This window comes from Photobacterium sp. TY1-4, assembly GCF_025398175.1.
In the GTDB taxonomy this organism is placed as follows: Bacteria; Pseudomonadota; Gammaproteobacteria; order Enterobacterales; family Vibrionaceae; genus Photobacterium.
Window position 1 is genome coordinate 201,886 of record NZ_CP099734.1, and the last position, 24,028, is coordinate 225,913.

Sequence of the window (24,028 nt, forward strand, 5' to 3'; positions counted from 1 at the left end):
GACGTGATGTCTCCTGAGCCGGGCAGCCGTTTAAGCCGGCGTTGTGTCGAGCGGTAACGTCAGGCGAATTTGCAGGCCGCCCAGCGGGCTACGGCTGGCGCTGACGGTGCCGTTGTGCTGGCGGATGGCACTGTCGGTAATGGCCAGGCCAAGCCCTGTTCCTCCACTGCTGCGATCCCGGGCGGTCGAGACGCGATAGAAGGGGCGGAAGATATCCCCGAGCTCACTGTCCGGCACCCCCTCGCCATCGTCATCAATCCAGATTTCCAAGTGGTCAGCCCCCGGTTGGAAGCGGATTTGAATGGTCTCGCGGCCATATTTGATCGCATTGCGAACGACATTTTCCAGTGCACTGATCAGCAGTCCCGGATTACCACAGAGCGGCCAGGCTTCCAGCGTGCCGTAATCGAGTTGCTTTTGGCACTGCTCGGCTTCAAAGCGGGCGTCTTCCAGCATCTCCAGCCACAGGCTGCCGGCATCGGTGTGCTCGCGTTGCCCCTGACCGTTACTTTGCATGCGCGAGAGCTCCAGCAACTCGCTGATCATCTTTTCCAGCCGCTCGGCTTCGGTATCAATCCGGGCCAGCTCTGCGCTGTCGCCTTGTTTGCGCTTGGCCAGGGCGGTTGCCATTCGCAGCCGGGTCAGTGGTGAGCGTAGCTCATGGGAGATATCTGACAGCAGGCGTTGCTGGCCGCTGATTGTCTGGTTGATCGCCCGCACCATCTGGTTGAAGCTGGCCCCGGCCTGGCGGAACTCGCGGGGACCGGCTTCCAGCGTCGGATCGGCCTCGAACTGGCCGGTCGCGACCCGTTCGGCGGCTTGCTGCAGGCGCCGGGCCGGAATGGTCACGGCCCAGGCCAGCCAGAGCAGGAGCGGGGTACTGACCAGCATGGTGACCAGCAGCAGCTGCAACGGCTTATCGAGGATTTGGATGAAAAAGGGGGGCGGCCGGTGCCAGATCCGGCCGACATACATCAGCACCGGTGCCGGTTGGGCATCGACCTGAAATGGTCCGGCCATCATCCAGCGTCCGTAGAGGCGTTGTCGCGGCTTGGCGGGGTCGTCCGCCATGGTGATGAAGTTGCGCAAGGCTTTATTGCGACCGTCCGGGGCGATGATCTCCCCTTCCGTCGAGGTGAAGTAGAGCTGAAACCCCTTGCGGCGGCTGTCGTGGGTGAGTTGCTGCAGTCGTTGCCCTGCCGGGCCGCGAGCTTCGGCCAGCCGTAAACCGATGTTCTGTGCCGCAGCCTGAAAACGGTGTAGATCAGGTGCGGGAATGGTGTGCTGGGTCCGCGGATCCAGGATCGGCAGCAACACTAGGGTGAAGACCACCAACAGCAGGGTCAGCCAGAAAATTGCGAAAATGCGGCCGTAGAGGCTGGAAAACAGCGGGAATTTCATGAGCCTTTCCCGGTGGCGGCTTGCCGCGGCGCGCCAGTGGGCCAGCGCCGGGCTCATGGCGTCGCCTCGACCAGCAGGTAGCCTTTGCCGCGTAGGGTTTTGATCCGCGGTTTGCCGTCATCGCGCGGCGGCAGTTTTTTGCGCAAGTTCGACACATGCATATCGATGGCCCGATCAAACGGCGTCAGCCGCTTGCCCAGCACTTCCAGGCTCAGCGCCTCTTTGGCAATGATGGTCCCGGGATGGCTGATGAAATAGCTGAGCAGGGCGAGCTCGGTCCCGGTCATGACCAGCGGCAGCCCTCCGCACAGCACTTCCTGGCGTCCCGGGTAGATCTCGATATCCTGGTAGCGCAGGCACTCCGGCTGATCTCGCGGATCTTCCTGGGACGGACGGGTACGGCGCAAAATCGCTCGCATCCGGGCCAGCAGCTCGCGGTCGCTGAACGGTTTGGGCAGGTAATCGTCTGCGCCCAGCTCCAGCCCCAGCACCCGGTCAATTTCTTCGCCTTTGGCGGTCAGCATCAGCACTGGGGTCTGGTGCTGCTCACGCAGCCGGCGCAGCATTTCGGTGCCGTTCATCACCGGCATCATGACATCAAGCAGGATCAGGTCAATGTCGGCATCCACTTTCGCCAGTCCCTGCTCGCCGTTATTGGCTTCAATGACCGTAAAGCCTTCCAGCTCCAGAATGTCGGTCAGTAGTGCTGTCAGCTCGGTATCATCATCTACCAGCAGAATGTTTGTCATGGCGATTACCTACGTGCGCCCCGTGGCGGGAGAAAAATCAGGATGGTCACAGTATCGCTAAACTTGTGCTCCGAACCAAGGTCGGTCCCGGAGCTTTACGCAGCTTTACGTTCTGCCGACAGCAGTTTACCGGGGGGGCGTTATGCTTAAGACATACCCGAAGACCACGAGATGGGAGAGGAACACATGACAATGACAAAGAAAATGATGGCGATGGCGATTGCACTGCCTTTGGTACTCGGTTCGGCCTCGGTGCTGGCTTACGGTGGTCACCATGGTAAAGGGGAAGGCCGCGGTGGCTGTGGGATGGAGGATGGCCGCAAACTGATGCAAGAGCTGGATTTGAGCGATGCGCAGCAACAGCAGCTGAAAGCCATGCGCCAGAGCAAGCGTGAGGCGATGAAGGCCGGGTTTGCCGGAAAACGTGAACAAATGCAGGCCCATCATCAGCAGATGCAGGCCCTGATGCTGGCCGATACCTTTGACGAAGCGGCGGCGCGCACGCTGGCGCAGACGATGGTTGAGCAACAGGTCGAGCGTCGGGTCGCGATGATGAAAAGCCGTCACGAGATGTTCAGCATGCTGACAGATGAACAGAAAACCCGGTTTCAGCAGCTGATGAGTGAACGTCAGGCCCAGTGTGAGCAGCGCTGGCGCGACGCAAAAGATCAGTAATCCTGACGGTCGCAGCCTCGCTGCGGCCGGTTGTCGTTCCGCTGGCCTACAAACTCAAACTTCCCTCGCGAAAATTAGATTCCTTTCTTTTTTGTTATTAATTTTCAACGTAAAAAAGCTATACTGCCCAACATGACCCAGTGAGTGTCCGGGAGCGGCGTGATTATCATGGAAGAAAAAGATGCTCGCCCACGGTTGTCACTCCCCCTCACGCACAGCTGGTGGCTCTGATGACAGGATATATACTTAGGGCATGATGTCGGGTCATGCGCTAACGGCCTGGTTGTTCATCCGAATGTCATTGGTTTTGATTTATCTTGGCGGGGCCCGCAAAGTGCGGTGCCACAGTCCGAGGTGATCGTGACATGAATCAACAAATGTTTTTATCAAAATTGTAATACTCTTACATTAGTAGGAAAGTTACAGTTTACACGGGCATCGGCCGTGTATCGGGCGGATGAGACCGAGCGGGGGAACCTCGGTCACTCGTGTCGGATTTGATTTTTCAATTCCCAAAGTTCAGAGGGTAACCATGATTAAAAAGATTGGTGTTTTGACCAGTGGTGGTGACGCACCTGGAATGAATGCGGCGATCCGCGGTGTGGTTCGTGCAGCATTGTCTGAAGGCCTGGAAGTGTATGGGGTGTATGACGGCTATCAGGGCCTGCACCAAAACCGCATTGAGAAGCTGAGCCGCTCGAGCGTGTCGGATGTGATCAACAAGGGCGGGACCTTCCTGGGTTCGGCGCGTTTTCCGGAGTTCAAAGACGAGAAAGTGCGCGCTCAGGCGATTGAAAACCTGAAAATCCACGGGATTGATGCGCTGGTGGTGATCGGGGGTGATGGCTCTTACATGGGGGCCAAAAAGCTGACCGAAATGGGTTACCCATGTATCGGTCTGCCGGGCACGATTGATAACGACGTGGCGGGCACTGACTATACCATTGGTTTCCTGACGGCGCTGAACACCGTGATTGATGCGATTGACCGTCTGCGGGATACCTCGTCTTCTCACCAGCGGATTTCGATTGTTGAGGTGATGGGTCGCCACTGTGGCGATCTGACCCTGATGTCAGCGATTGCCGGCGGCTGTGAGTACATCATCACCCCGGAAACCGGCCTGAACAAAGAGCAGCTGCTGGCCAAGATCAAAGAAGGGATCTACAAAGGCAAGAAGCACGCGATTATTGCCCTGACCGAGCTGATGACCGATGCCACTGAGCTGGCCAAGTACATTGAAGATGAAACCGGCCGTGAAACCCGCGCGACTGTGCTGGGCCATATCCAGCGTGGTGGCCAGCCGACCGCGTTTGACCGCATTCTGGCTTCCCGCATGGGCGCCTATGCGGTTGAGTTGCTGGTGAAAGGCGAAGGCGGCCGTTGTGTGGGGATCCAGAATGAGCAGATGGTTCACCATGACATCATTGATGCGATTGAGAACATGAAGCGTCCGGTTCGTACCGATCTGTACGATCTGGCCAACAAACTGTTCTAAATCCGCAATGCTCTGCGCCAGGTGAACAGCTTGGTCGCATCTCGAAAAAACCGGCGCTATCGCCGGTTTTTTGATGGCCTCGCGTTGCTCTTTGGCATAAAAAAAACCGCCCGGAGGCGGTTTTTCTGTTGTTCTGAAAGCTTTCAGCCAGTTGCTTATTTCTTCGCTTCTGCGGCAGCTTTGGCAATGGCAGCAAAGCTGACAGCGTCCAGGGCTGCGCCGCCAACCAGGGCACCGTCGATGTCCGGCTGGGCAAAGTAAGCCGCTGCGTTTTCTGGTTTCACAGAGCCGCCATACTGGATAATGACTTGCTTGGCCACTGCTTCGCTCTTCTCTGCGATGTGAGCACGGATCGCGGCGTGGATACGCTGCGCGTCATCCGCTGTTGCTGCTTTGCCGGTTCCGATGGCCCAGATTGGTTCATAAGCAATGATGGCACCGTTCAGCGCTTCCACGCCCTGGGTGTTGATCACCGCGTCGATTTGACGGGCACACACCGCCACTGTTTCACCGGCTTCGTTCTGAGCTTCAGACTCACCGATACACAGCACTGGTGTCAGGCCGTGCTCTTTCAGGAACGCGAATTTCTTGGCCACGAACTCGTCAGACTCGTTGTGGTATTCACGGCGCTCAGAGTGACCGATGATGATGTGGCTGGCGCCGAAGTCTTTCAGCATCTCAGGCGAAATGTCACCGGTGAAAGCACCGCTGGCATTGATGTCCACGTTCTGGGCACCCAGAATGATTTTGTTGTTTGCCTTGCCGATCAGCTGGTCGGCCAGATCCAGGTACATCGCTGGTGGAGCAACCGCTACGTCAACACCTTCAACACCGTTGAGTTCAGCATCAAGGCCCTTCAGCAGGTTAGATACCATTTCCTTGCTACCGTTTAGCTTCCAGTTACCCATAACCACAGGATGGCGCATAGCTTTTCTCCAAATCAATTTGACGTAAAAAAGAATACCAAAAAGCGTAGCTCTCTGAGCGCTGCCAGACAACTAGGCTGTTGGGTATCCGCGCGAGTGAAAAAATATAACAGTTTTCAGTGCTATTTTTTCTGTCCGAAATCATTTCTGTGCCCGGTTGTACCTTTTTCGCCGCGAAAAGTGAACTCCTGGTAGGCAATATTTTAAAAAAAATGTGGTTTGGGGTTGCGCGATCGCAACATCAGAGCGTGATCGGCGGTAGAAAAATCTGCCGTGGTTTTGGCGTTCGGCCGGGGATCAGGTAACGTGAAGGCAGGCAGACAGGGTGTCTGACGTAACCTTGCAAAATTCATGGAGGAAAATGTGCCCAATCTATTGATGGAATACGCGGAGCCGGTAGCCGAGCGGGTGAATGTGCCCGGCTTACTGGAAGACTTGCACCAGTGCCTGCTGGCCTGCGGCCTGTTCGATGCCTCGGCCGTCAAATCCCGCAGTTACCCGTGTCGCGCCTGGCTGGTCGGCCGGGAGGGCGATCTTAACACCTTTATTCATGTCGAGCTGAGCCTGCTGTCCGGCCGAGAGCCTGCGCAAAAACGTGAGCTGTCGCGTGGGCTGCTGTCGGTGCTGGAGCAGCACGGTGCCGGGATCAACAGCCTGACGGTTGAGATCCGCGAGATGGACCGCGACAGTTATATGCGGATCCACAACTAGAGCATGTGGATCAGCAACTCGTGCGATGAGGTTCAGTCACTCGCGTGATGCGGAGCAGCCACAAGAGCGGACGACTAGGTGCCGGTTGGCGGCGTCTTTTGCTCGGGACGGCGGAACGGCATCACCGCCGCTTCATGCTCGGTCAGGGTGTCCGGGGCATTGAGCGCCTGGGCAAAGCGTTTGAGCTGCTGTTGCAGCTCTGCCATTAACATCACATTGGTATGATTGGGGTTTTTCCCTTGAGCGATGACCTGGTTGATGTGGCTCATCTGGGCGCGCAGGCGCGGCTGCATGGCCGGGCTGGCGTGCTGGATGATCTCTTCGCTCATCGTCAGTCGCAACGTTTCCAGGGCCTGCGGATCGTGTTCGGCCATGGCTTTGAGTTCATCAAATGACGGTAAGTCTTGCATAACAGCTCCCCTGTCGCGCGCCTCGCGCTGCTATTTCCCTTGCTGAAGACCGTGCCGGACAAGGGAGATGGTTGATGTGTTATGCCTTAAAGTTAGCCAGCCGGGGGGAGGACGACTGGCTCATTCCTGAGATAATGCAAGAGATTGCAATGAGACCGGATGGACTCCGGTCCCGGGGGATGGGTTACCAGTAGCGCTCCATGGTGATCTGGCCAGGGTTGCGGCGCAAGTTTTTGCGAAAGCCCATCGTTTCGAGGATGTTGCGGGTATCCCGGACCATTTCCGGGTTGCCGCACAGCATGATCTGGCTGTGTTCCGGGGTTAAGGACAGGCCGATATGGCGCTCGAGCATTCCGTCGGCAATGGCCTGCGGGATCCGTCCGGTCAGGGACAGCGGCGCGGGCTCGCGGCTGACGAACGGCTGCACAATCAGTTGCTCGGGGTGCTGCTCTTTCAGCGCATTGATCTCTCCCTGATAGGAGAGGTCTGCGGCGTAGCGCACGGCATGGACCAGGATGACTTTGCGAAAGCGTTGCCAGACCTGCGCCTCCCGCAGGATCGACAGGTACGGGCCAATCGCAGTCCCGGTGGCCAGGAGCCAGAGGTGGTCTCCGGGCGGGACTTCGTCCAAGGTGAAGTAGCCGCTGGCACGGGCGGAAATATAGACGGTGTCGCCTTGCTCCAGGGCGTGGAGACGTGGGGACAGCTCGCCGTCGGCGACCCGGGTGGCGTACACTTCCAGGTGCGGGTCGCTGGGCGGATTCACAAAAGAGTAGGCCCGCTGGATCAGTTTACCGTCGATCTCAAGCCCCAGTTTGGTAAATTGTCCGGCTTTAAAGGGTTCAATATTGGCCTGTAATTTCAGGCTGAATAAATCACTGTTCCAGTGGCGGTTGGTGATGACTTCTGCGGGGATCCAGTCGGCCATAATTCTCTCCTAATTTACATTTTTTGTATTCGATAAGCGCAGCGCCTCTCTCCGGCAATAATGTGTTCGTTTCGTTCTATCTGATACGCTGCTCCCAGCAGGCGCTGGAAGACGGCGAGTTCCGATTTGCATAATGAAGGGCAGCGTTTGGCGGCATGGCAGATCGGGCAGTGGTTCTCCACCAGAACGAACGTCTCGCCGTCCTGATGCAGCTCTGCCATATAGCCTTCCTGTTCCCTCAGTGTAGTCAGTATTTCCAGTTTTTCTTTTAAATCGGTGCTGGCCGCCATGGCATGCTGATAGTGTTCAAAGGTTTGATTCTCCCGCCGTTCGACCACCTGGCTCAGCCCGTCGGCACCGAAAATCTCCTCGACAGAATCAAGCATTTGAATAATCAGTTCACCGTGGCGATCGGAAAAACGCCGGTGTCCTTTGCCCGTCAGGTTCCAGTGGCGGGTCGGACGGCCGACTTTGGCCTTGATGTCCTGGAAATCGACCAGACCTTCTTCTTCCAGTCCTTGCAGGTGCTGACGGACGCCCATGGTCGTGAGGCTGAGCTCATCCGCCAGTATCTTGGCGGTGACCGGGCCGTCGCGTTTCATCCGGTTGAGAATTTTATCAATGGTTTTCATAGCAGCTTTATTTTCCTGTGTCGGTTTATTATGTAGCCAGCCAAGTAAATAAAGCAACAGCTTTACAAAGCTAAGTATAGCGGCAGAACCGACAAGGTGGGGAAAGAATGGAGTACGGGGGGGGTGGCCAGGCCCCGGGTGGGACCTGGCCTGAAGACGTTACAGGATGTGGCCTTTGATGGCGTCGTCCTTGCGATCTAAGTAGTGGGTCGATTTGATGCGGCGGATGGTGCGGCACTTGCCGCGGATCAGCAGGGTTTCAGTGGTGGCGATATTGCCCTGGCGGTTGATCCCGTCGAGTAGATCGCCCTTGGTGATCCCGGTGCCGGCAAAAATCACGTTGTCGCTCTGGGCCATGTCTTCCATGCGCAGCACGGTGTTGGCTTCAATGCCCATCTCGCGGCAACGGATGATTTCCGTCTCGCCCAGGCGGCGGTTCTCTGCGTTATCCCCCTTGACCTGGTGGCGCGGCAGCAGGCGGCCCTGCATGTCGCCGCCCAGGGCGCGGATTGCCGCGGCTGAGACCACGCCTTCCGGCGCGCCGCCGATGCAGTACATCACATCGACTTCGCTGTCCGGCATGCAGGTCAGGATCGAAGCCGCCACATCCCCATCGGGGAAGGCAAACACGCGCACGCCCATGGCCTGCATTTCGGCAATCACGGCATCGTGACGCGGTTTAGCCAGGGTGGTCACGGTCAGAGCGTTGAGAGGCTTGCCAAGGGCGGCGGCAATTTTTTCCAGATTCACCGCCAGCGGCTGGTGGAGATCAATCACCCCTTTGGCGGCAGGGCCGACCACCAGTTTTTCCATGTACATATCCGGCGCTTTGAGGAACGAGCCTTTCTCACCGGCGGCCAGCACGGCCAGGGCATTATTCTGGCCCATGGCGGTCATGCGGGTGCCTTCAATGGGGTCAACGGCAATATCAACCGCATCACCGCCGATGCCGACCTGCTCGCCAATATAGAGCATTGGGGCTTCGTCGATTTCACCTTCACCGATCACAATTTCACCGGCAATCTCGGTCTGGTTCAGCAGGGTGCGCATCACCTCCACGGCAGCGCCGTCGGCGGCATTTTTATCGCCGCGGCCAAGCCATTTGTAGCCGGCCAGAGCGGCGCCTTCGGTTACACGGGAAAATGCCATTGCTAAATCGCGTTTCATGGGGACTCCGAATCTAGAAAACTGGGGCTGAAAATCTGGGCGCGATTTTAACACAGCGAAAAGGAAACGTTTGCGTTATTTCCGGATGCGTGTCCGCGCGAAGGGGGATCAGGGTTGCATGACGATAAAAAAGGCCTGCGGAGCAGTAATGCCGTTCACTTAAGGTGAGCGGCATTTTTCTTTTGGGCGTATCTTTTGGGGCGAGGCTTGACTGTTCTGGGGAAGGTTCTTTCTCTTCGTCCCTCTAATATCAAACTTTCAGCCATGCTGTGGAAGCTCTTGAGCTGGCGTGGGATAGCTCCCGGTGTTGAGTACGGTAATCCAACCAGTAAGCGCATTATGTGTGCGAGCGTTCCATTGAAACTCAGTTGGTAAGGCAAGTAGTTCCCTTTTAGGGTGAAGCAGAGCTCCACCATCTGATAACGGATCAGGTTGTAAGTCAGTAAAATCCCCCACAGCTCTTGCTTCACCAGTTCGGGGAGACGGCTTCGAAGGGTCAGACGGTTGCCCAACATATACTGCTTTTGCTCTCGGTAACCCATTTCTATTTCCCAGCGATGTCCATAGAGACTGCTGATATCTGCGGCAGGGTAGCGCATAGCATCTACCATTGAAGTCAGCACCTCGTATGTCTTCCCTTTGACTTTACGCGTGACTAAGCGAGCGGTGATTTTATCCGGTAGATTGGGCCAAAGTTTACGGGCTCTCGGGTTACTTCTCAGTGATACCAGTTTGTCGTTTCGGCCTAAAGATTGTACGATCTCATATTGCGTATTTTTCTTTAATGGGAGCAACCAGTGGCGTTCAGTACCCGCCTGATGCCACTGATGCAGCAAGCCCAGAGAGTAAAAACCTTTATCGAACATGGTGAGGCTATGATCTGGGGTCGTCTCAATGAGTTTCTCTGCCAACACCATCTCATTGACAGCATAGTCATCGAAAGCACTGCCTGTAATTAAATGGCTGCTTAACTCCATTTGGCAGACCATGCGGACTTGAGGGTATTGGGTGTCTTTTTGCCGGGAGAATACTTCGTTATTTTGTGGACTGTCCGGCGTCCGCCAGACCACGCCATCAACGCCCAACAGTGTGAGGCCGTTCCAGTGAGGCAAGTTGGCGCCTTCCATCCACGCGGCAGTCATACGTTCGAAGACCGCTCTCATGGCAGGCTCCCCGAGAGTCTTTCGACGTTGGGTCAATGCACTTGGAGCAACAAAAGCCTTCCCGGTTCTATCAACAATATCTAGCTGATTTACAAGATCTTTCACTGACTTGTCATTGTAAATGGCCATGCCAACCAATAGCCAGACCATGGATTCCAGCGTCAACTTTCGCTTGCGCATCGTGACGGTATCCGTGAGGGAATAGGCTTCATCAATCAGTTCGAGAGGAAGCAAGTCAGCCAGTGTTTCTACTTGGTTAGGCTTCCAGTTATTAATGATATCGAGGGCTTGTGAGACGTCCATAAAAAATCCGAGTGCACTGAATACACTCGGATTTTGACAGCTCCAGAGGATCGTTCAACCGATCATTTTTGGCTTAACTGATCGGCATTACTGCGGAGCAGGCCTTTGAAAGTGACATCGTACGGGGAAACGGGATCAGATCTCGTCTTCGTTCAGTGCCCAGCCTTTAGCGCACTCGACGGCACGCTTCCAGCCCTGGTAGCGGCGCTGACGTTTTTGCTCGTCGCCGCAAGGGTGGAAGCTGCGATCCAGCTTGGCCTTGTCTTTCAGCTCGTCAATGCTGCCCCAGAAACCCACTGCCAGACCGGCCAGGTAAGCGGCACCCAGCGCGGTGACTTCGGTGACGACCGGACGGTGAACCTCGGTGTTGAGGATGTCCGACTGGAACTGCATCAGGAAGTTGTTCGCCACGGCGCCGCCGTCGACACGCAGGTTGGCCAGCTCAATGCCGGAATCGGCCTGCATGGCATCCAGCACGTCGCGGGTCTGGTAGGCGATGCCTTCCAGCGTGGCGCGGATGATGTGGTTGGCATTGACGCCACGGGTCAGGCCGACAATGGTGCCGCGGGCATACGGGTCCCAGTACGGCGCGCCCAGGCCGGTGAAGGCCGGCACCAGGTAAACGCCGTTGGCACTGCCGACTTTCTCAGCAAAGTACTCGGAGTCGCTGGCATCATTGAGCAGTTTCATTTCGTCACGCAGCCACTGGATGGATGCGCCGCCCATGAAGACTGCCCCTTCCAGCGCGTAGGCCACTTCGCCTTCCGGGCCACAGGCCAGGGTGGTCAGCAGGCCGTTTTGCGATGCAACTTTCTCTTTCCCGGTGTTCATCAGCAGGAAGCAGCCGGTGCCGTAGGTGTTCTTGGCCTGACCGGCTTCGACACACATCTGGCCGAACAGCGCGGCTTGCTGGTCTCCGGCGATCCCGGCGATTGGGATCCGGGTGCCGCCTTTCCCGCCGATGTTGGTCTGGCCGTAGACTTCCGACGAGGCTTTGACTTCCGGCATCATCGACAGCGGAATATCCAGCGCCTTGAGCAGCTTCTCGTCCCACTCCAGGGTGTTGATGTTGAACACCATGGTGCGCGAGGCGTTGGTGAAGTCGGTGACATGAACGCGGCCCTGGGTCATTTTCCAGATCAGCCAGGTATCGACGGTCCCGAACAGCAGGTTGCCGGCTTCGGCTTCTTCGCGGGCCCCTTCAACGTTGTCGAGGATCCACTTGATTTTGGTGCCGGAGAAGTACGGGTCGACCACCAGGCCGGTATTGTCGCGGATGTATTCTTCCAGGCCCTGGGCCTTGAGTTCGTTACAGATGTCCGCGGTACGGCGGCATTGCCAGACAATTGCGTTGTACACCGGCTTGCCGGTCTGCTTATTCCAGACGATGGTGGTTTCACGCTGGTTGGTGATGCCGATCCCGGCGACCTGGTCCGAGCGGATCCCGGCTTTGGCCAGGGCCTCCACTAAGGTTGAACTTTGCGTGGCATAGATCTCCAGAGGATCATGCTCCACCCAGCCGGCTTTCGGATAGATTTGAGTAAATTCACGCTGTGACGAGCACACAATGTTGGCGTTGTGATCCAGCACAACGGCGCGGGAGCTGGTTGTGCCTTGATCAAGGGCAACAATGTATTTTGGCTCTGTAGTCATGATGCTTTCCTCTTGTAGTCATTATAGGGTAGCCGAGGCCGGCTTAGGCTTGTGCGGTTTCAGGTGCTTCCGCGCCTTGTTCTGCTTCAGGTTGTGCGTTGCCCGGCAGGTAGGCACCGATGGCTTTCGGATAGAGCCAGCCGCCGAAGGCTGCACCGAAAATAGGCGCCAGCATCGGGACAATCAGGTAAGGAATATCTTTGCCGCCGGTGAGTGCGATATCACCCCAGCCGGCCAGGTAAGCGAAGAACTTCGGACCTAAGTCACGGGCCGGGTTCATGGCAAAGCCGGTGAGCGGGCCCAGGGAGCCACCGATCACGGCGATCAGGATCCCGATCAGTACCGGGCCCATGGCACCGCGCGGCGCGCCGTTTTTCTCATCGCCGATTGCCAGGATGGCAAACATCAGCACCGCGGTGATCACAAACTCGACCGCAAATGCGCCGCCGAAGGACAGGGCCGGGTTCGGGTAGGTTGAGAAAATGCCGGCGGTGGCCAGGCTGGCTTCGCTGCCGCGAATGATCTGGTGGCTGGCTTCAAAGTCGGTAAACAGGTTGCCGTACAGGGTGTAGACTAGGGCCGCCGAGCAGAAAGCGCCGAGCATTTGCGCAGCGATGTATGGGCCGACTTTACGTTTGTCGAAGCCGTGGAATAGGGCGAGGGCGATGGTGACCGCCGGGTTAATGTGGGCCCCGGAGACACCGGCGGTGCAATAGATGGCGATGGTGACGCCAAAGCCCCAAACGATGCTAATTTCCCACTGGCCGAATTCCGCCCCGGCCAGAACCAGTGCGGCGACACAGCCGACGCCGAAGAAAATTAACAAGCCGGTCCCGATAAACTCGGCGAGACACTCGCCAAGCAGTGTGTGTTGCTTTTGGGTTGTCATGGTTGCTCAGTCCTTTTGTCAGAGTGGTTGGTTCATTGTTTTTCTTATTCGCTCTTAATGTACTCAAATTAAACGTGATGAAAATGTTAAGAAATAAAAACTGTGCGTTCGAGCATGAAATAAGATTGATTTTGTTCGCTAACGCAAACGGTTTCGTTTTGTGTGATTAATGAGCAGGTTTTGCCTGTGATGGTGACGTGAATGCGGCGCGTTACGATGGGGATGGCGAGTACCGATCTTATCTATATGATTGTAAAGTAAAAAGCCCGGACACTCTGGCCGGGCTCGCCCAAACGGGGGCAGTTTCCTGGAAAATTCCAAGAGAGATACGATCAAGCTAAAAATTAGCATGCCATCGATGCATGAAAATTGAGTCCGATCGCAATTTTACCCATTTTCGTTCGAGCCCGTCGCTCGGGCCAGTGCACTGCTTTCGCGTACCGACGCCGGAAGTTGGAGAGGGGTCAAGAACGCGGGAGAAAACGGCGGTAAAATCAGCGTCAGGATTGGGTAAAAAACGCTCATTTGCCACAAAGCGACCGATTTGTAGATGCCAGACGGCAGTGGCCTCGTTAGAATAGGCGCAATAGTAATGTAATTATGCCTGAGGGAAATTACCTTAACGGTTTAGGGTAATCAGCCAGGCGGAGACCGGGTGAACCATATGTCATTAGAAATGTTGGAAAAGCTAGAAGCCAAAGTGCAAATGGCTGTTGATACAATTTCCCTGCTGCAAATGGAAGTTGAAGAACTGAAAGAAAAAAATGATGCGCTGGCCAGCGAAGCGCAGGAACTGCGTGCCGGTCGTGAAACGCTGGAGCAGGACAATGCCAAAATGCGCAATGACCATCAGGCATGGCAAGAGCGCGTTCGTAACCTGCTGGGTAAAATGGACAGCGTGGAATAAGCGCTGCCACTGCCGCGGGCGGCTTATTGGCCACCGTTTGACGGCATCGAGATGCAAAAAACAGAGCCGTCCGGCTCTGTTTTTGTTTGGAATGTGTTCTGCGCCGGTCGAATTATTCGATATCCAGCGGCTCCGGTGAGAGGATCACGCCGGTGTTGTCGGCATAGAGGTGATCTTCCGGCAGGAAGGTCACGCCGCCAAAATTGACCGGCACATCAACGTCCCCGGTCCCTTGCTGATCGGCGCCGACCGGGATCGAAGCCATGGCGTGGATCCCGATCTCCAGCTCATCCAGTTCATCGACATGGCGCACGCAGCCATAGACTACCAGTCCTTCCCATTCGTTGTTGGTCGCCAGCTGGGCAATTTCAGCGTCAACCAGTGCCCGTCGTAGCGAGCCGCCGCCATCGATCAGCAATACCCGTCCGACACCGGACTCCTGCAGCACTTCACGGATCAGACCATTGTCTTCAAAACACTTGATGGTGGTGATCTGGCCGCCAAATGAGCTGCGACCGCCGTAAGAGCTGAACATGGGCTCAACAACATCGACCTGGTCCAGGTAAATATCGCATAGTTCGGAGGTATTGTATTCCATAAGCTCGCTTCTTCTTTGTGGCAATAAAAAAGTTGTTGCCCGGCGGCACGCCGACCATCCGGCACAGGCTAACCTGTTGAAAGTATAACCACCTGCGAGGGCATTGCAATCTTCGTGGTCCAACGGGCCTTGCGGTGGCTGTCAGCGCAAGGCCACCACCCGGCTGTGATCCCTACGCCGCCAGTACCACCCCGGCGGCAAACAGCAGGTTGGTGAGCAGGGCGCATTTGACCATGGTGGCCATCATCGGCCGCAGCGCCGCACCGTCCGCGGCCTGCAAGACCTGCCGGCCGTGGCGAAACAGCAGTGGAGCACTCAGGGCAAACAGCCAGCCGTAGGGCGACTCCAGCTCCAGCACGGCGAACAGCGCCAGGCACAGCACGCTGGCCAGCAGCAGGCACAGGTGATATTTACGCCCCCAGCTTGGCCCCATCCGCACTGCCAGGGTCAGCTTGCCGCAGGCACGGTCGTTGTCGATATCCCGCAGGTTGTTGATATTGAGCACCCCGACGGCCAGCAGGCCGCAGGCGGTGGCCGGCAGCATGATCACCGAGTCAATCTGGCCCGCTTGCAGGTAGTAAGTCCCGGCGACACCGAGCCAGCCGAAGAACATCAGCACCGACAGATCGCCCAGTCCGCGGTAGCCATAAGGCTTATTGCCGACGGTATAGGCAATGGAGGCGGCAATCGCCATCAGGCCGAGCAGGAGAAAGCCGACAATATCCTGCGGGGTGCTGCAGGCAATCAGGATCAGGCACAGGCCGCTGCTGACCGTCAGGATGATATTGAGGATCATCGCATTGCGCATCGCCTCGGGGGTGATGTGCCCGGACTGAATCGCGCGCTGCGGGCCCAGACGATCGGCGTTATCGGTGCCTTTGGCAGCATCGCCGTAGTCATTGGCCAGGTTCGACAAGATTTGCAGCAGCAGGGCGGTGATCAGGGCGAGGCCGGCGATCAGCGCGGAGAAGTGTCCCTGCCAGGCGGCGACGGCGCTGCCGCTGACAATGGAGGTGACGGCCAACGGCAAGGTTTTCGGTCTTGCCGCATCCAGCCAGATTGCGAATGAAGAAGGAGTCATAATGTGCTTAATTCGAAAACCATCGAAAAGCTATTATGGCGGATATGCAGCGCGGGGCAACTTTATCGGCCCAATGTTTGTCCGAGAACAAAAAACGGTGCCAGCCGGCACCGTTTGGTGAGTGTGTCGCGGGCGCGTCTTGCGCGGCGTTACAGGATAAAGCGGCTCAGATCTTCGTCTTCCACCAGCTCACCCAGACGCTCGGTGACGTAGGCATCGTTGATCACGATTTTCTCGCCGGATTTCTCGGTAGCGTCGAAGGACAGTTCTTCCATCAGGCGTTCCATCACGGTGTGCAGGCGGCGGGCACCGATGTTCTCGGTCCGCTCGTTGACCTGCCAGGCGGCATCGGCCAGCTTGTTGATCCCGCTTTCGTCAAACTCGATGTTCACCGATTCGGTGGCCATCAGGGCCTGGTATTGCTCGGTCAGCGAGGCGTTCGGCTCGGTCAGGATGCGCTTGAAGTCATTGCTGCTCAGGGCTTCCAACTCAACGCGGATCGGCAGACGGCCTTGCAGTTCCGGGATCAGATCCGAAGGCTTGGCGACCTGGAAGGCGCCGGAGGCAATGAACAGGATGTGGTCGGTACGAACCATGCCGTGTTTGGTCGAAACGGTGCTGCCTTCCACCAGCGGCAACAGGTCACGCTGAACCCCTTCGCGCGAGACATCCGGGCCGGAGGTTTCGCCACGCTTACAGATCTTGTCGATCTCATCAAGGAACACGATACCGTGGTTTTCGACCGCGAAAATCGCTTTCTCTTTGAGTTCTTCCTGGTTGACCAGCTTGGCCGCTTCCTCTTCGGTCGCTGCCTTCATCGCGTCTTTGATTTTCATCTTACGCTTTTTGGTCGTGTTGCCGGCCAGGTTCTGGAACATGCCCTGCAGCTGGTTGGTCATTTCTTCCATGCCCGGCGGGGCCATGATTTCCACCCCCATTTGCGGTGCAGCGACATCGATTTCGATCTCTTTGTCATCCAGCTTGCCTTCACGCAGCTTCTTGCGGAACGACTGGCGGGTCGCGGAGCTGTTGTCCGCTTCTTCGTTCTGGCCCCAGGCATCGCGGGCCGGCGGCAGCAGGACGTCCAGGATCCGATCTTCCGCCTGCTCTTCGGCGCGGAAACGGACTTTTTCCATCGCTTGCTGGTGGGTCATCTTCACCGCCACATCCGTCAGGTCGCGGATGATGGTTTCGACTTCTTTGCCGACATAGCCGACTTCGGTAAATTTGGTCGCTTCGACCTTGATGAACGGCGCATTGGCCAGTTTGGCCAGGCGGCGGGCGATTTCGGTTTTACCGACCCCGGTCGGGCCGATCATCAGAATGTTTTTCGGAGTCACTTCGACCCGCAGCTCTTCAGGAAGCTGCATGCGGCGCCAGCGGTTGCGCAGGGCAATGGCCACTGCGCGCTTGGCTTTGTCCTGACCGATGATGTGGCGATCAAGTTCGTGGACGATTTCGCGAGGCGTCATCTCAGACATAGGGCTTCCTTACTTGCTCTCAAGCTCTTCGATGGTATGGAACTGGTTGGTGAAGACACAGATATCCCCAGCAATTTTCAGCGATTTTTCAGCAATCTCACGGGCATCGAGATCAGTGTTCTCCAGTAGGGCCGTCGCCGCAGCTTGGGCGAAGTTGCCGCCGGAGCCGATGGCGATCAGGTCATTTTCCGGCTGCACAACATCGCCGTTGCCGGTAATGATCAGCGAGCAAGTTTCATCGGCCACCGCCAGTAGGGCTTCCAGGCGTCGCAGCATGCGATCGGTGCGCCAGTCTTTGGCCAGCTCGACCGCGGCTTTCATCAGGTGGCCCTGGTGCATTTCCAGCTTACGCTCGAAACGCTCGAATAGGGTGAAGGCGTCCGCTGTACCGCCGGCAAAGCCTGCCAGTACTTTATTGTTGTATAAACGGCGCACTTTGCGAGCGTTACCTTTCATCACGGTATTGCCCAGGGACACCTGGCCATCACCGGCGATAACTACTTTACCGTTTCGACGTACAGATACGATTGTGGTCACGGTTTTACCTCTTTGAGTCTGTCCGGCCTGGGCCGGTATCGGTATAGGAGTATATCTGGGGATAGGGGGGAGCGTTTTCAAGGAAGGGCTCAAAAGAAAAGGATGCCGGCGGGGCATCCTGTTCTTGTGGCGGTCGCGTGCCGATTTATTCCCAGAACCAGATGGCGCAGGGTTCAATGCCGGCGCGGCGCAGCTGGTTGCGGTCGCTCTCGGCTTTACGTTTTTGCGGGTACGGGCCAAGGATCACCCGGTACCAGCTGCCTTTTTCACCCTGGCTGACCTTAATCTGGCTGGTCAGTCCCTGGAAGGCAATCATGGCTTTGCGCTGCTCGGCCTGATCGGCGCTGCGATAGGCGCCGCATTGCATCAGGTAGGGCCGGGTGGGTTGCTGTTGCGCTTTGGCCTCAACCTTCACTTCTTTATTTTCCAGCTCTTCAATATAACGCCATTTCTCCTCCGGCTTCGGCGGCAGGGTGGTTTGCGGCTTCGGCTCGGGCTTTGGCACAGGCTTGGGTGCCGGTTTCGACGCAGGTTTGGGCGCAGATTGGGGTGCCGGTTTGGGCTGTGCCGTGGTCGCCGGCTTCGGGGCCGGGCTGGTCGACAGAAAATACAGGCCGTAGCCCAGGGCACCGACCAGGCAAAGCGCAATCAGCGCCCATTTGAACGGAAAGCCGCCGGATGCCGGTGCCTTGCGAGAATTGCGGGTCGACTTCTTCGGCGCTCGCCCACGTTTGACATAATCTTTTGTGGCCACAGTCTGATTCTGTATCAACGGAAATAACAATGGCCGTTATGGTACAAAGTTGCGTCGGCACTGACCAGTGGCGGGAGTCAATCCGGCGTGTAAGCCGGGATGCGTTTGAGTGATTTTTGTGAGCTTATGCCCAAAACATAAGCTCACAGCGGGGCTTCGTGCCTGGTTTAGGCGACAGGCGGCGCTGCACTTTCCCGGATCACCAGCTTGGCATCGAGCAGGCGTGAGCCGGAGCTGATGTCTTTGCCTTGCAGGATATCGAGCAGCATCAACATCGACTGACGGCCGATTTCATAGCGTGGCTGAGACACCGTGGTCAGCGGCGGATCGCAGTACTCGGCGAACTGGATGTCATCGAAGCCGACAATCGACAGATCCTGCGGGACCTGGAAGCCCAGGCGTTTGGCCTGTTGCATGGCACCGATCGCCATCACATCGTTGTGACACAGCAGTGCCGTCGGGGGCTCCGGCAGCGACAGCAGGGCCGTGACGGCGCGGGCACCGGCGGCAAAGGTGAAGTCGCCCTTCACGGTGTAGGCCGGATTGAGCTCGACGCCGGCGCGGCGCAGGGCCTGTTGGTAGCCCTGGGAGCGGAACTGGCACAGCACGGCGGTGTCCGGTCCGGCAATTTGGGCGATCCGTTTGTGGCCCATCTGGGTCAGGTAGTTGACGGCTTCAAACGCAGCGGTCAGGTTGTCGATGTGGACCGTCGGCAGTTCCAGCTCCGGCGCAAATTCGCACGCCATCACCATCGGTGGCAGGTTTTTCTGCTCCGGCTTGCTGACATCAAACGGCAGATCCGTGCCGAGCAGCAGCATGCCGTCCGCCTGTTTGGTAAACACCAGGTTGACGAAGGAGTTTTCGCGGGTTTTTTGTTGCCCACTGTCACCCAGTAAGACCAGGTAACCGTGCTCCATTGCTGCTTCCTCAATCCCGCGAATGATCTCGGTAAAGTAGGGATCACAGATGTCCGGCACGATTGTGACAATGGTCTTTGATTCGTTACGACGCAGATTCCTAGCCAGGGAGTTGGGGGAATAGCCAGCATCCATGACGGCCTGCTCAACCTTTTTGCGGGTTGAGGCCGACACTTTTTCCGGGTTCATCAGGGCACGGGAGACCGTGGCCGTCGAGACGCCGGCTAGCTGGGCAACATCCTTCATTGTCGCCATAGTTGCAGTTCCTCTCTATTTATTATTTCTCTCATCATTGCCGGAGGATCCTAGCCAAACCGGGCAGATACCTATACCAGCGAGCCTACTATTGTAGGCGCTCCTTCCGGGATTAAACATGGTCAAATCAGCATAAATTACATTCGGGATGTGATGTAAGTCGCATTGTTCATTTTAAGTTAAATCCTGGGGTTCGACATCGATCGACCACCGAACTTTGCGGGCCAACGGCAGCATCTGGATGGCCGGTTTGGCCACGGTCAGCATGCGTTGCAGGGTTTTGCGATCCGGGGCCTGGAGCAGCAGCTGCCAGCGATAGCGCCCGGCTCGGCGGGCCAGCGGGGCCGGATTGGGACCGAGAACCGGCGTGTATTGGTCATACAGCGGGCTGGTTTCGAAAATCCCCCGCACCTGCTGCAAAAACTGTTCGGTCTGCTCGCTGCTGTTGGCCTCGGCCCGAAACAGCGCCAGATAGGTGAACGGTGGCAGCCAGGCCTGCTTGCGCTCGGTCAGGGCGCTGCGGGCGAAGGCGTCGTAGCCCTGGTGGAGCAGGGCCTGCAGCAGGGCATGCTCGGGATGGTGGGTCTGGAGCAGCACTTCCCCGGGTTTGCTGGCCCGTCCGGCCCGTCCGGCGACCTGGATAAACAACTGGGCCAGCCGCTCGCTGGCGCGAAAGTCGTTGCTGAACAGGGCGCTGTCGACATCAATCAGGCCGACCAGGGTGACATCCGGAAAGTGGTGGCCCTTGGCCAGCATCTGGGTGCCGATCAGGATCTGGTATTCGTTGTTGCGGATCGCTTCGAGGTAGTTTTCCAGGCTGCCCTTGCGCCGGGTGCTGTCGCGATCGATACGGACGGTTTTGTAGTCGGGAAACAGGGTTGCCAGCTGTTGCTCAAGTTGTTCGGTGCCGACTCCGACCGCATGGAGCTGGGTCGAGCCGCACTGGTGGCACTGGGGCATCACCGGCCGCTGAGTGGCACAGTGGTGGCAGCGCAGCTCGCCCGATTGCTGGTGGAAGGTGTAGTAGGCGTCGCAGCGTTGACACTCAGCCAGCCAGCCGCAGGCGTGGCACATGATGGCCGGGGCAAAGCCGCGGCGGTTGAGAAACAGCATCACCTGGTTGCCCGCTTCCAGGTGTTTGCGCATCTGGGCGATCAGCGGGGCCGACAGCCCGGCTTCCAGGTACAGCCCTTTGACATCCAGTACCCCGTGGCGGGCCTGGCGGGCATTCCCGGCCCTGCGGGTCAGGGTCAGGTGATGGTACTTACCGGTGTTGGCATTGTGCAGGCTCTCGAGCGCCGGGGTCGCCGAGCCGAGAATGATCGGAATGTTTTCCTTGCTGGCGCGCATCACTGCCAGATCGCGGGCATGGTAGCGCAGGCTGTCTTGTTGCTTGTACGAGGCGTCGTGCTCTTCATCGACAATGATGATCCCGAGGTTATGGCACGGGGTAAACAGCGCCGAGCGGGTACCGATAATAATCCCCGCCTGGTTGTCCCGTCCGGCCAGCCAGGCCGACAGCCGTTCGGTGTCATTGAGCCCGGAGTGGACGGTTTGCAGCGGCACATTGAAGCGGCGGCGAAAGCGGTTGATGGTTTGCGGGGTCAGGCCGATCTCCGGGACCAGGATCAGTGCCTGTTTGCCGGCGGCCAGCACCGGCTCAAGCAGATTGAGGTAGACCTCGGTTTTGCCGGAACCCGTCACGCCTTCGAGCAGGTAGCAGCCGAAGCCGGGATTGGCGTTGACGGATGCCACCGCCAGGGCTTGCTCGTCATTGAGCCGGGGCTTTTCTTCGGTGATGGCAAAGTCGTCGGTCCAGGCCCGTTGCGGCGGCCGGGCTTCGCAGGCTTCGATCCAGCCCTTGTCACTGAGGGTTTTGAGGATCGCGGCGCTGATCTCTTCGCCCAGCAGGGCTTCGTGGCTCCAGCGGTCGTTGCGCAGCAGGTTCAGGACCTGGGCCTGGCGCGGCGCCCGGGTCGGCAGCGGCTGATCGCGGCCGGCGTCGGTCAGCTGCCAGACCTTGAGGCTGGCCGGCGAGGCTTCGCGCCCTTTGCGCAGCAGGGTCGGCATGGCATTGGCTAGGGTATCGCCGAGCGGATACTGGTAATAGCTGCTGGCCCAGCGCAATAACTCGAACAGGGAGTCCGGCCACAGCGGTGCGTGATCGAGCACGGCCGAGATCCCTTTGAGCTGGTTGAGCGGGAAATCAGACTGGTCGGTGAGGGCTACCACCACCCCGACCAGTTGCTGGCGGCCAAACGGCACCCGCACCCGGGCGCCGACCACCGGGGCCTGGTCGGGCTTGATCAGGTAGTCGAACTGTTTATCCAGGGGAACAGGGAGTGCCACGCGGGCAATCTTGGAGGCCATAACAAACCGCAATTTTCAGCATTGACTAAGATCAGAGAGTGTACCTTGCCCGGAGGCAAGCGCAAAGTGGCGAAAAAGGGAGCGTATCAGTTGATTTGGACGGATTGTTTGATTACTATACGCCGCCTGAATTCGGTGTACTGGAACCCCATTACACCTATTGTTATTAACGACGTGTGGTGCCCGGCTTTGGATCGGGAGAGCGACACGGCCTTACTATTGAGGTTATCCCATGAAACAAGGTATCCACCCAGAATACGCAGAAGTAAACGCGAAATGTTCTTGCGGCAACGCGTTCGTATTCAAGTCAACTCTGGGCAAAGACATCAACCTGGATGTCTGTGACAAGTGTCACCCATTCTACACTGGTAAGCAGCGTCAAGTGAGCACCGGTGGTCGTATCGACAAGTTCAACAAGCGTTTCGGTGCGCTGTCTAGCAAGTAATTGCCAGCAGAATTCCGACAAAAGGGGACGCCAGGCGTCCCCTTTTTGTTTTCCCGCAGCCTGCGCGCAATTTAGTCTATTCTGCCGCGATTGCCGGACGGATCCGGGATGTTTACAGGCCAGTGCGACGATTTCCACCCATTTTACGGTATGCGGATCATAAATTCGCGATACCTGACTACAGCAGTGGGAGATTATTGGCTCGACCAGCCGGGCCCGGCTAGGATTTTCTACCGCTATAGCATATGATTTATCTCCCACTACCCAACTGAACCTCATTTTCTTTCAGGATCTGAAACACTATGTCTGAAGACTTTCGCCAACAAGCGCTTCATTACCATGCTTACCCTGTACCAGGCAAAATTGCCGTAGAGCTCTCCAAGCCTGCTGATACTGTTGAAGACCTTGCCCTTGCTTACAGCCCGGGTGTGGCTGAGCCGGTGCGTGAAATTGCCCAAAACGCTGACAATGTTTACAAATACACCGCCAAAGGCAATATGGTGGCGGTGATCAGTAACGGCACCGCGATCCTTGGCCTGGGCAACCTGGGCCCGCTGGCATCCAAGCCGGTGATGGAAGGGAAGGCGCTGCTGTTCAAGCGCTTTGCCGGCCTGGACTCGATTGATATCGAAGTGAAACACCGCACGATCGACGAGTTTGTTGATACTGTGGCCAACATCGCCGATACATTCGGCGGCATCAACCTAGAAGACATTAAAGCGCCGGACTGCTTTGAAATTGAAAAGCGTCTGATCGAGCGTTGCCAGGTGCCGGTATTCCACGATGATCAGCACGGCACCGCGATCGTGACTGCGGCCGGGATGCTCAATGCCCTGGAACTGCAAGGCAAAGAGATCAGCGAAGCCGTGATCGTCTGTCTGGGTGCCGGTGCGGCTGCCGTGGCCTGTATGGAACTACTGATCAAGTGCGGTGCACAGCGTGAGAAGATCTACATGCTGGATCGTAAGGGCGTGATCCATACCCGCCGTGACGACATCAACGAATACAAGCAGCTGTTTGCCAACAATACCGACAAGCGCACGCTGGAAGACGTGATCGAAGGCGCAGACATTTTTGTCGGCGTATCCGGTCCGGATCTGCTGTCACCGGAAGCCCTGAAGCTGATGGCGGACAAGCCGGTGGTCTTTGCGTGTTCTAACCCGGATCCGGAAATCAAGCCGGCGCTGGCGCATGCCGTGCGTGACGATTTGATCATGGGCACCGGCCGTTCGGACTATCCGAACCAGGTCAACAACGTACTGTGCTTCCCGTTCATCTTCCGCGGTGCCCTGGACGTGCGCGCCAGTGCGATTAATGACGAGATGAAACTGGCAGCCGTGAAGGCGATCCGTGAACTGGCCAAAGAGCCGGTCCCGGCAGAAGTGCTTAAAGCGGCTGGCGTGGACAGCCTGGCCTTCGGTCCGGAATACATTATTCCGAAACCAATGGATCCGCGTCTGCTGCCGCGCGTGGCCAAAGCCGTGGCGGTGGCTGCGGTTGAATCCGGTGTTGCCCGGATCGACATGCCGGTCAATTACATGGCTGATAAATAATTCAGTCGGATAGGAAAAAACCAGCCCA

At 57.4% G+C, this 24,028-nt stretch carries 23 protein-coding genes; 6 read left to right on the forward strand and 17 right to left on the reverse strand.

The window, feature by feature from the left end:
- Positions 1 to 30: 30 nt before the first annotated feature.
- Both cpxA and NH461_RS00960 read right to left on the reverse strand, forming a co-directional pair.
- Positions 31 to 1,401 carry an envelope stress sensor histidine kinase CpxA gene (cpxA, locus tag NH461_RS00955; RefSeq protein ID WP_261602797.1) on the reverse strand — a complete coding sequence of 457 codons (1,371 nt, stop codon included), beginning with the start codon at positions 1,399 to 1,401 and terminating at the stop codon, positions 31 to 33.
- A 53-nt stretch (positions 1,402 to 1,454) separates the two neighbouring features.
- On the reverse strand, positions 1,455 to 2,150 hold the full coding sequence (locus NH461_RS00960) for a response regulator (protein ID WP_261601509.1): 696 nt from the start codon (positions 2,148 to 2,150) through the stop codon (positions 1,455 to 1,457).
- 186 nt (positions 2,151 to 2,336) lie between these two features.
- Here NH461_RS00960 and NH461_RS00965 point away from each other — a divergent pair, with 186 nt between their 5' ends.
- Together NH461_RS00965 and pfkA are read left to right on the forward strand one after the other, a co-directional pair.
- On the forward strand, positions 2,337 to 2,825 hold the full coding sequence (locus NH461_RS00965; RefSeq protein ID WP_261601510.1) for a CpxP family protein: 489 nt from the start codon (positions 2,337 to 2,339) through the stop codon (positions 2,823 to 2,825).
- Positions 2,826 to 3,357: 532 nt separating this feature from the next.
- Positions 3,358 to 4,320: a 6-phosphofructokinase gene (pfkA, locus tag NH461_RS00970; protein ID WP_261601511.1), complete on the forward strand. Its 963-nt coding sequence runs from the start codon at positions 3,358 to 3,360 to the stop codon at positions 4,318 to 4,320.
- Positions 4,321 to 4,475: 155 nt separating this feature from the next.
- Here pfkA and tpiA read toward each other — a convergent pair whose 3' ends face one another.
- Positions 4,476 to 5,246, reverse strand: a complete 771-nt coding sequence (gene tpiA / locus NH461_RS00975; protein ID WP_261601512.1) for a triose-phosphate isomerase — start codon at positions 5,244 to 5,246, stop codon at positions 4,476 to 4,478.
- Between the two features lie 363 nt (positions 5,247 to 5,609).
- On the opposite strand from tpiA, the gene NH461_RS00980 reads away from it, so the two are divergent.
- Positions 5,610 to 5,957, forward strand: a complete 348-nt coding sequence (locus NH461_RS00980) for a 5-carboxymethyl-2-hydroxymuconate Delta-isomerase (protein WP_261601513.1) — start codon at positions 5,610 to 5,612, stop codon at positions 5,955 to 5,957.
- A 74-nt stretch (positions 5,958 to 6,031) separates the two neighbouring features.
- Here NH461_RS00980 and NH461_RS00985 read toward each other — a convergent pair whose 3' ends face one another.
- From NH461_RS00985 to NH461_RS01015, 7 genes are all read right to left on the reverse strand, one after another.
- The gene (locus NH461_RS00985) at positions 6,032 to 6,367 is read right to left on the reverse strand and encodes a DUF3135 domain-containing protein (protein WP_261601514.1); all 336 of its coding nucleotides are present in this window, start codon (positions 6,365 to 6,367) and stop codon (positions 6,032 to 6,034) included.
- A gap of 184 nt (positions 6,368 to 6,551) precedes the next feature.
- Positions 6,552 to 7,295, reverse strand: a complete 744-nt coding sequence (locus tag NH461_RS00990; protein ID WP_261601515.1) for a ferredoxin--NADP reductase — start codon at positions 7,293 to 7,295, stop codon at positions 6,552 to 6,554.
- Positions 7,296 to 7,309: 14 nt separating this feature from the next.
- Complete coding sequence (locus tag NH461_RS00995; RefSeq protein ID WP_261601516.1) at positions 7,310 to 7,927, reverse strand: helix-turn-helix transcriptional regulator; 618 nt, start codon at positions 7,925 to 7,927, stop codon at positions 7,310 to 7,312.
- 159 nt (positions 7,928 to 8,086) lie between these two features.
- A complete protein-coding gene (gene glpX, locus NH461_RS01000) occupies positions 8,087 to 9,094 on the reverse strand; it encodes a class II fructose-bisphosphatase (RefSeq protein ID WP_261601517.1) in 1,008 nt (335 codons plus the stop codon).
- 155 nt (positions 9,095 to 9,249) lie between these two features.
- Positions 9,250 to 10,560: an IS4 family transposase gene (locus tag NH461_RS01005; RefSeq protein ID WP_261600205.1), complete on the reverse strand. Its 1,311-nt coding sequence runs from the start codon at positions 10,558 to 10,560 to the stop codon at positions 9,250 to 9,252.
- 135 nt (positions 10,561 to 10,695) lie between these two features.
- Complete coding sequence (gene glpK, locus NH461_RS01010) at positions 10,696 to 12,213, reverse strand: glycerol kinase GlpK (RefSeq protein ID WP_261601518.1); 1,518 nt, start codon at positions 12,211 to 12,213, stop codon at positions 10,696 to 10,698.
- 43 nt (positions 12,214 to 12,256) lie between these two features.
- On the reverse strand, positions 12,257 to 13,102 hold the full coding sequence (locus NH461_RS01015; RefSeq protein WP_261601519.1) for an MIP/aquaporin family protein: 846 nt from the start codon (positions 13,100 to 13,102) through the stop codon (positions 12,257 to 12,259).
- Between the two features lie 664 nt (positions 13,103 to 13,766).
- On the opposite strand from NH461_RS01015, the gene zapB reads away from it, so the two are divergent.
- Positions 13,767 to 14,009 (forward strand): cell division protein ZapB, encoded by a 243-nt coding sequence (gene zapB / locus NH461_RS01020; protein ID WP_261601520.1) that lies wholly within the window; start codon positions 13,767 to 13,769, stop codon positions 14,007 to 14,009.
- A 112-nt stretch (positions 14,010 to 14,121) separates the two neighbouring features.
- Here zapB and rraA read toward each other — a convergent pair whose 3' ends face one another.
- The 7 genes from rraA to priA all read right to left on the reverse strand — a co-directional run bounded on the left by rraA (position 14,122) and on the right by priA (position 22,002).
- Entirely contained in the window at positions 14,122 to 14,607 is a 486-nt protein-coding gene (gene rraA / locus NH461_RS01025) for a ribonuclease E activity regulator RraA (protein WP_261601521.1), read from the reverse strand.
- Between the two features lie 172 nt (positions 14,608 to 14,779).
- Positions 14,780 to 15,688 carry a 1,4-dihydroxy-2-naphthoate polyprenyltransferase gene (locus NH461_RS01030; protein ID WP_261601522.1) on the reverse strand — a complete coding sequence of 303 codons (909 nt, stop codon included), beginning with the start codon at positions 15,686 to 15,688 and terminating at the stop codon, positions 14,780 to 14,782.
- A 149-nt stretch (positions 15,689 to 15,837) separates the two neighbouring features.
- Positions 15,838 to 17,169, reverse strand: a complete 1,332-nt coding sequence (gene hslU / locus NH461_RS01035) for an HslU--HslV peptidase ATPase subunit (RefSeq protein WP_261601523.1) — start codon at positions 17,167 to 17,169, stop codon at positions 15,838 to 15,840.
- A gap of 9 nt (positions 17,170 to 17,178) precedes the next feature.
- The gene (gene hslV / locus NH461_RS01040; RefSeq protein WP_261601524.1) at positions 17,179 to 17,706 is read right to left on the reverse strand and encodes an ATP-dependent protease subunit HslV; all 528 of its coding nucleotides are present in this window, start codon (positions 17,704 to 17,706) and stop codon (positions 17,179 to 17,181) included.
- Between the two features lie 145 nt (positions 17,707 to 17,851).
- The gene (locus NH461_RS01045; protein ID WP_261601525.1) at positions 17,852 to 18,460 is read right to left on the reverse strand and encodes an SPOR domain-containing protein; all 609 of its coding nucleotides are present in this window, start codon (positions 18,458 to 18,460) and stop codon (positions 17,852 to 17,854) included.
- Positions 18,461 to 18,627: 167 nt separating this feature from the next.
- Positions 18,628 to 19,632 (reverse strand): DNA-binding transcriptional regulator CytR, encoded by a 1,005-nt coding sequence (gene cytR, locus NH461_RS01050; RefSeq protein ID WP_261601526.1) that lies wholly within the window; start codon positions 19,630 to 19,632, stop codon positions 18,628 to 18,630.
- A gap of 174 nt (positions 19,633 to 19,806) precedes the next feature.
- Positions 19,807 to 22,002 carry a primosomal protein N' gene (gene priA, locus NH461_RS01055; protein ID WP_261601527.1) on the reverse strand — a complete coding sequence of 732 codons (2,196 nt, stop codon included), beginning with the start codon at positions 22,000 to 22,002 and terminating at the stop codon, positions 19,807 to 19,809.
- Between the two features lie 232 nt (positions 22,003 to 22,234).
- On the opposite strand from priA, the gene rpmE reads away from it, so the two are divergent.
- Both rpmE and NH461_RS01065 read left to right on the forward strand, forming a co-directional pair.
- Entirely contained in the window at positions 22,235 to 22,447 is a 213-nt protein-coding gene (gene rpmE / locus NH461_RS01060) for a 50S ribosomal protein L31 (RefSeq protein WP_261601528.1), read from the forward strand.
- 302 nt (positions 22,448 to 22,749) lie between these two features.
- Positions 22,750 to 24,000 (forward strand): malic enzyme-like NAD(P)-binding protein, encoded by a 1,251-nt coding sequence (locus NH461_RS01065; RefSeq protein WP_261601529.1) that lies wholly within the window; start codon positions 22,750 to 22,752, stop codon positions 23,998 to 24,000.
- The last annotated feature ends 28 nt before the right edge of the window (positions 24,001 to 24,028 follow it).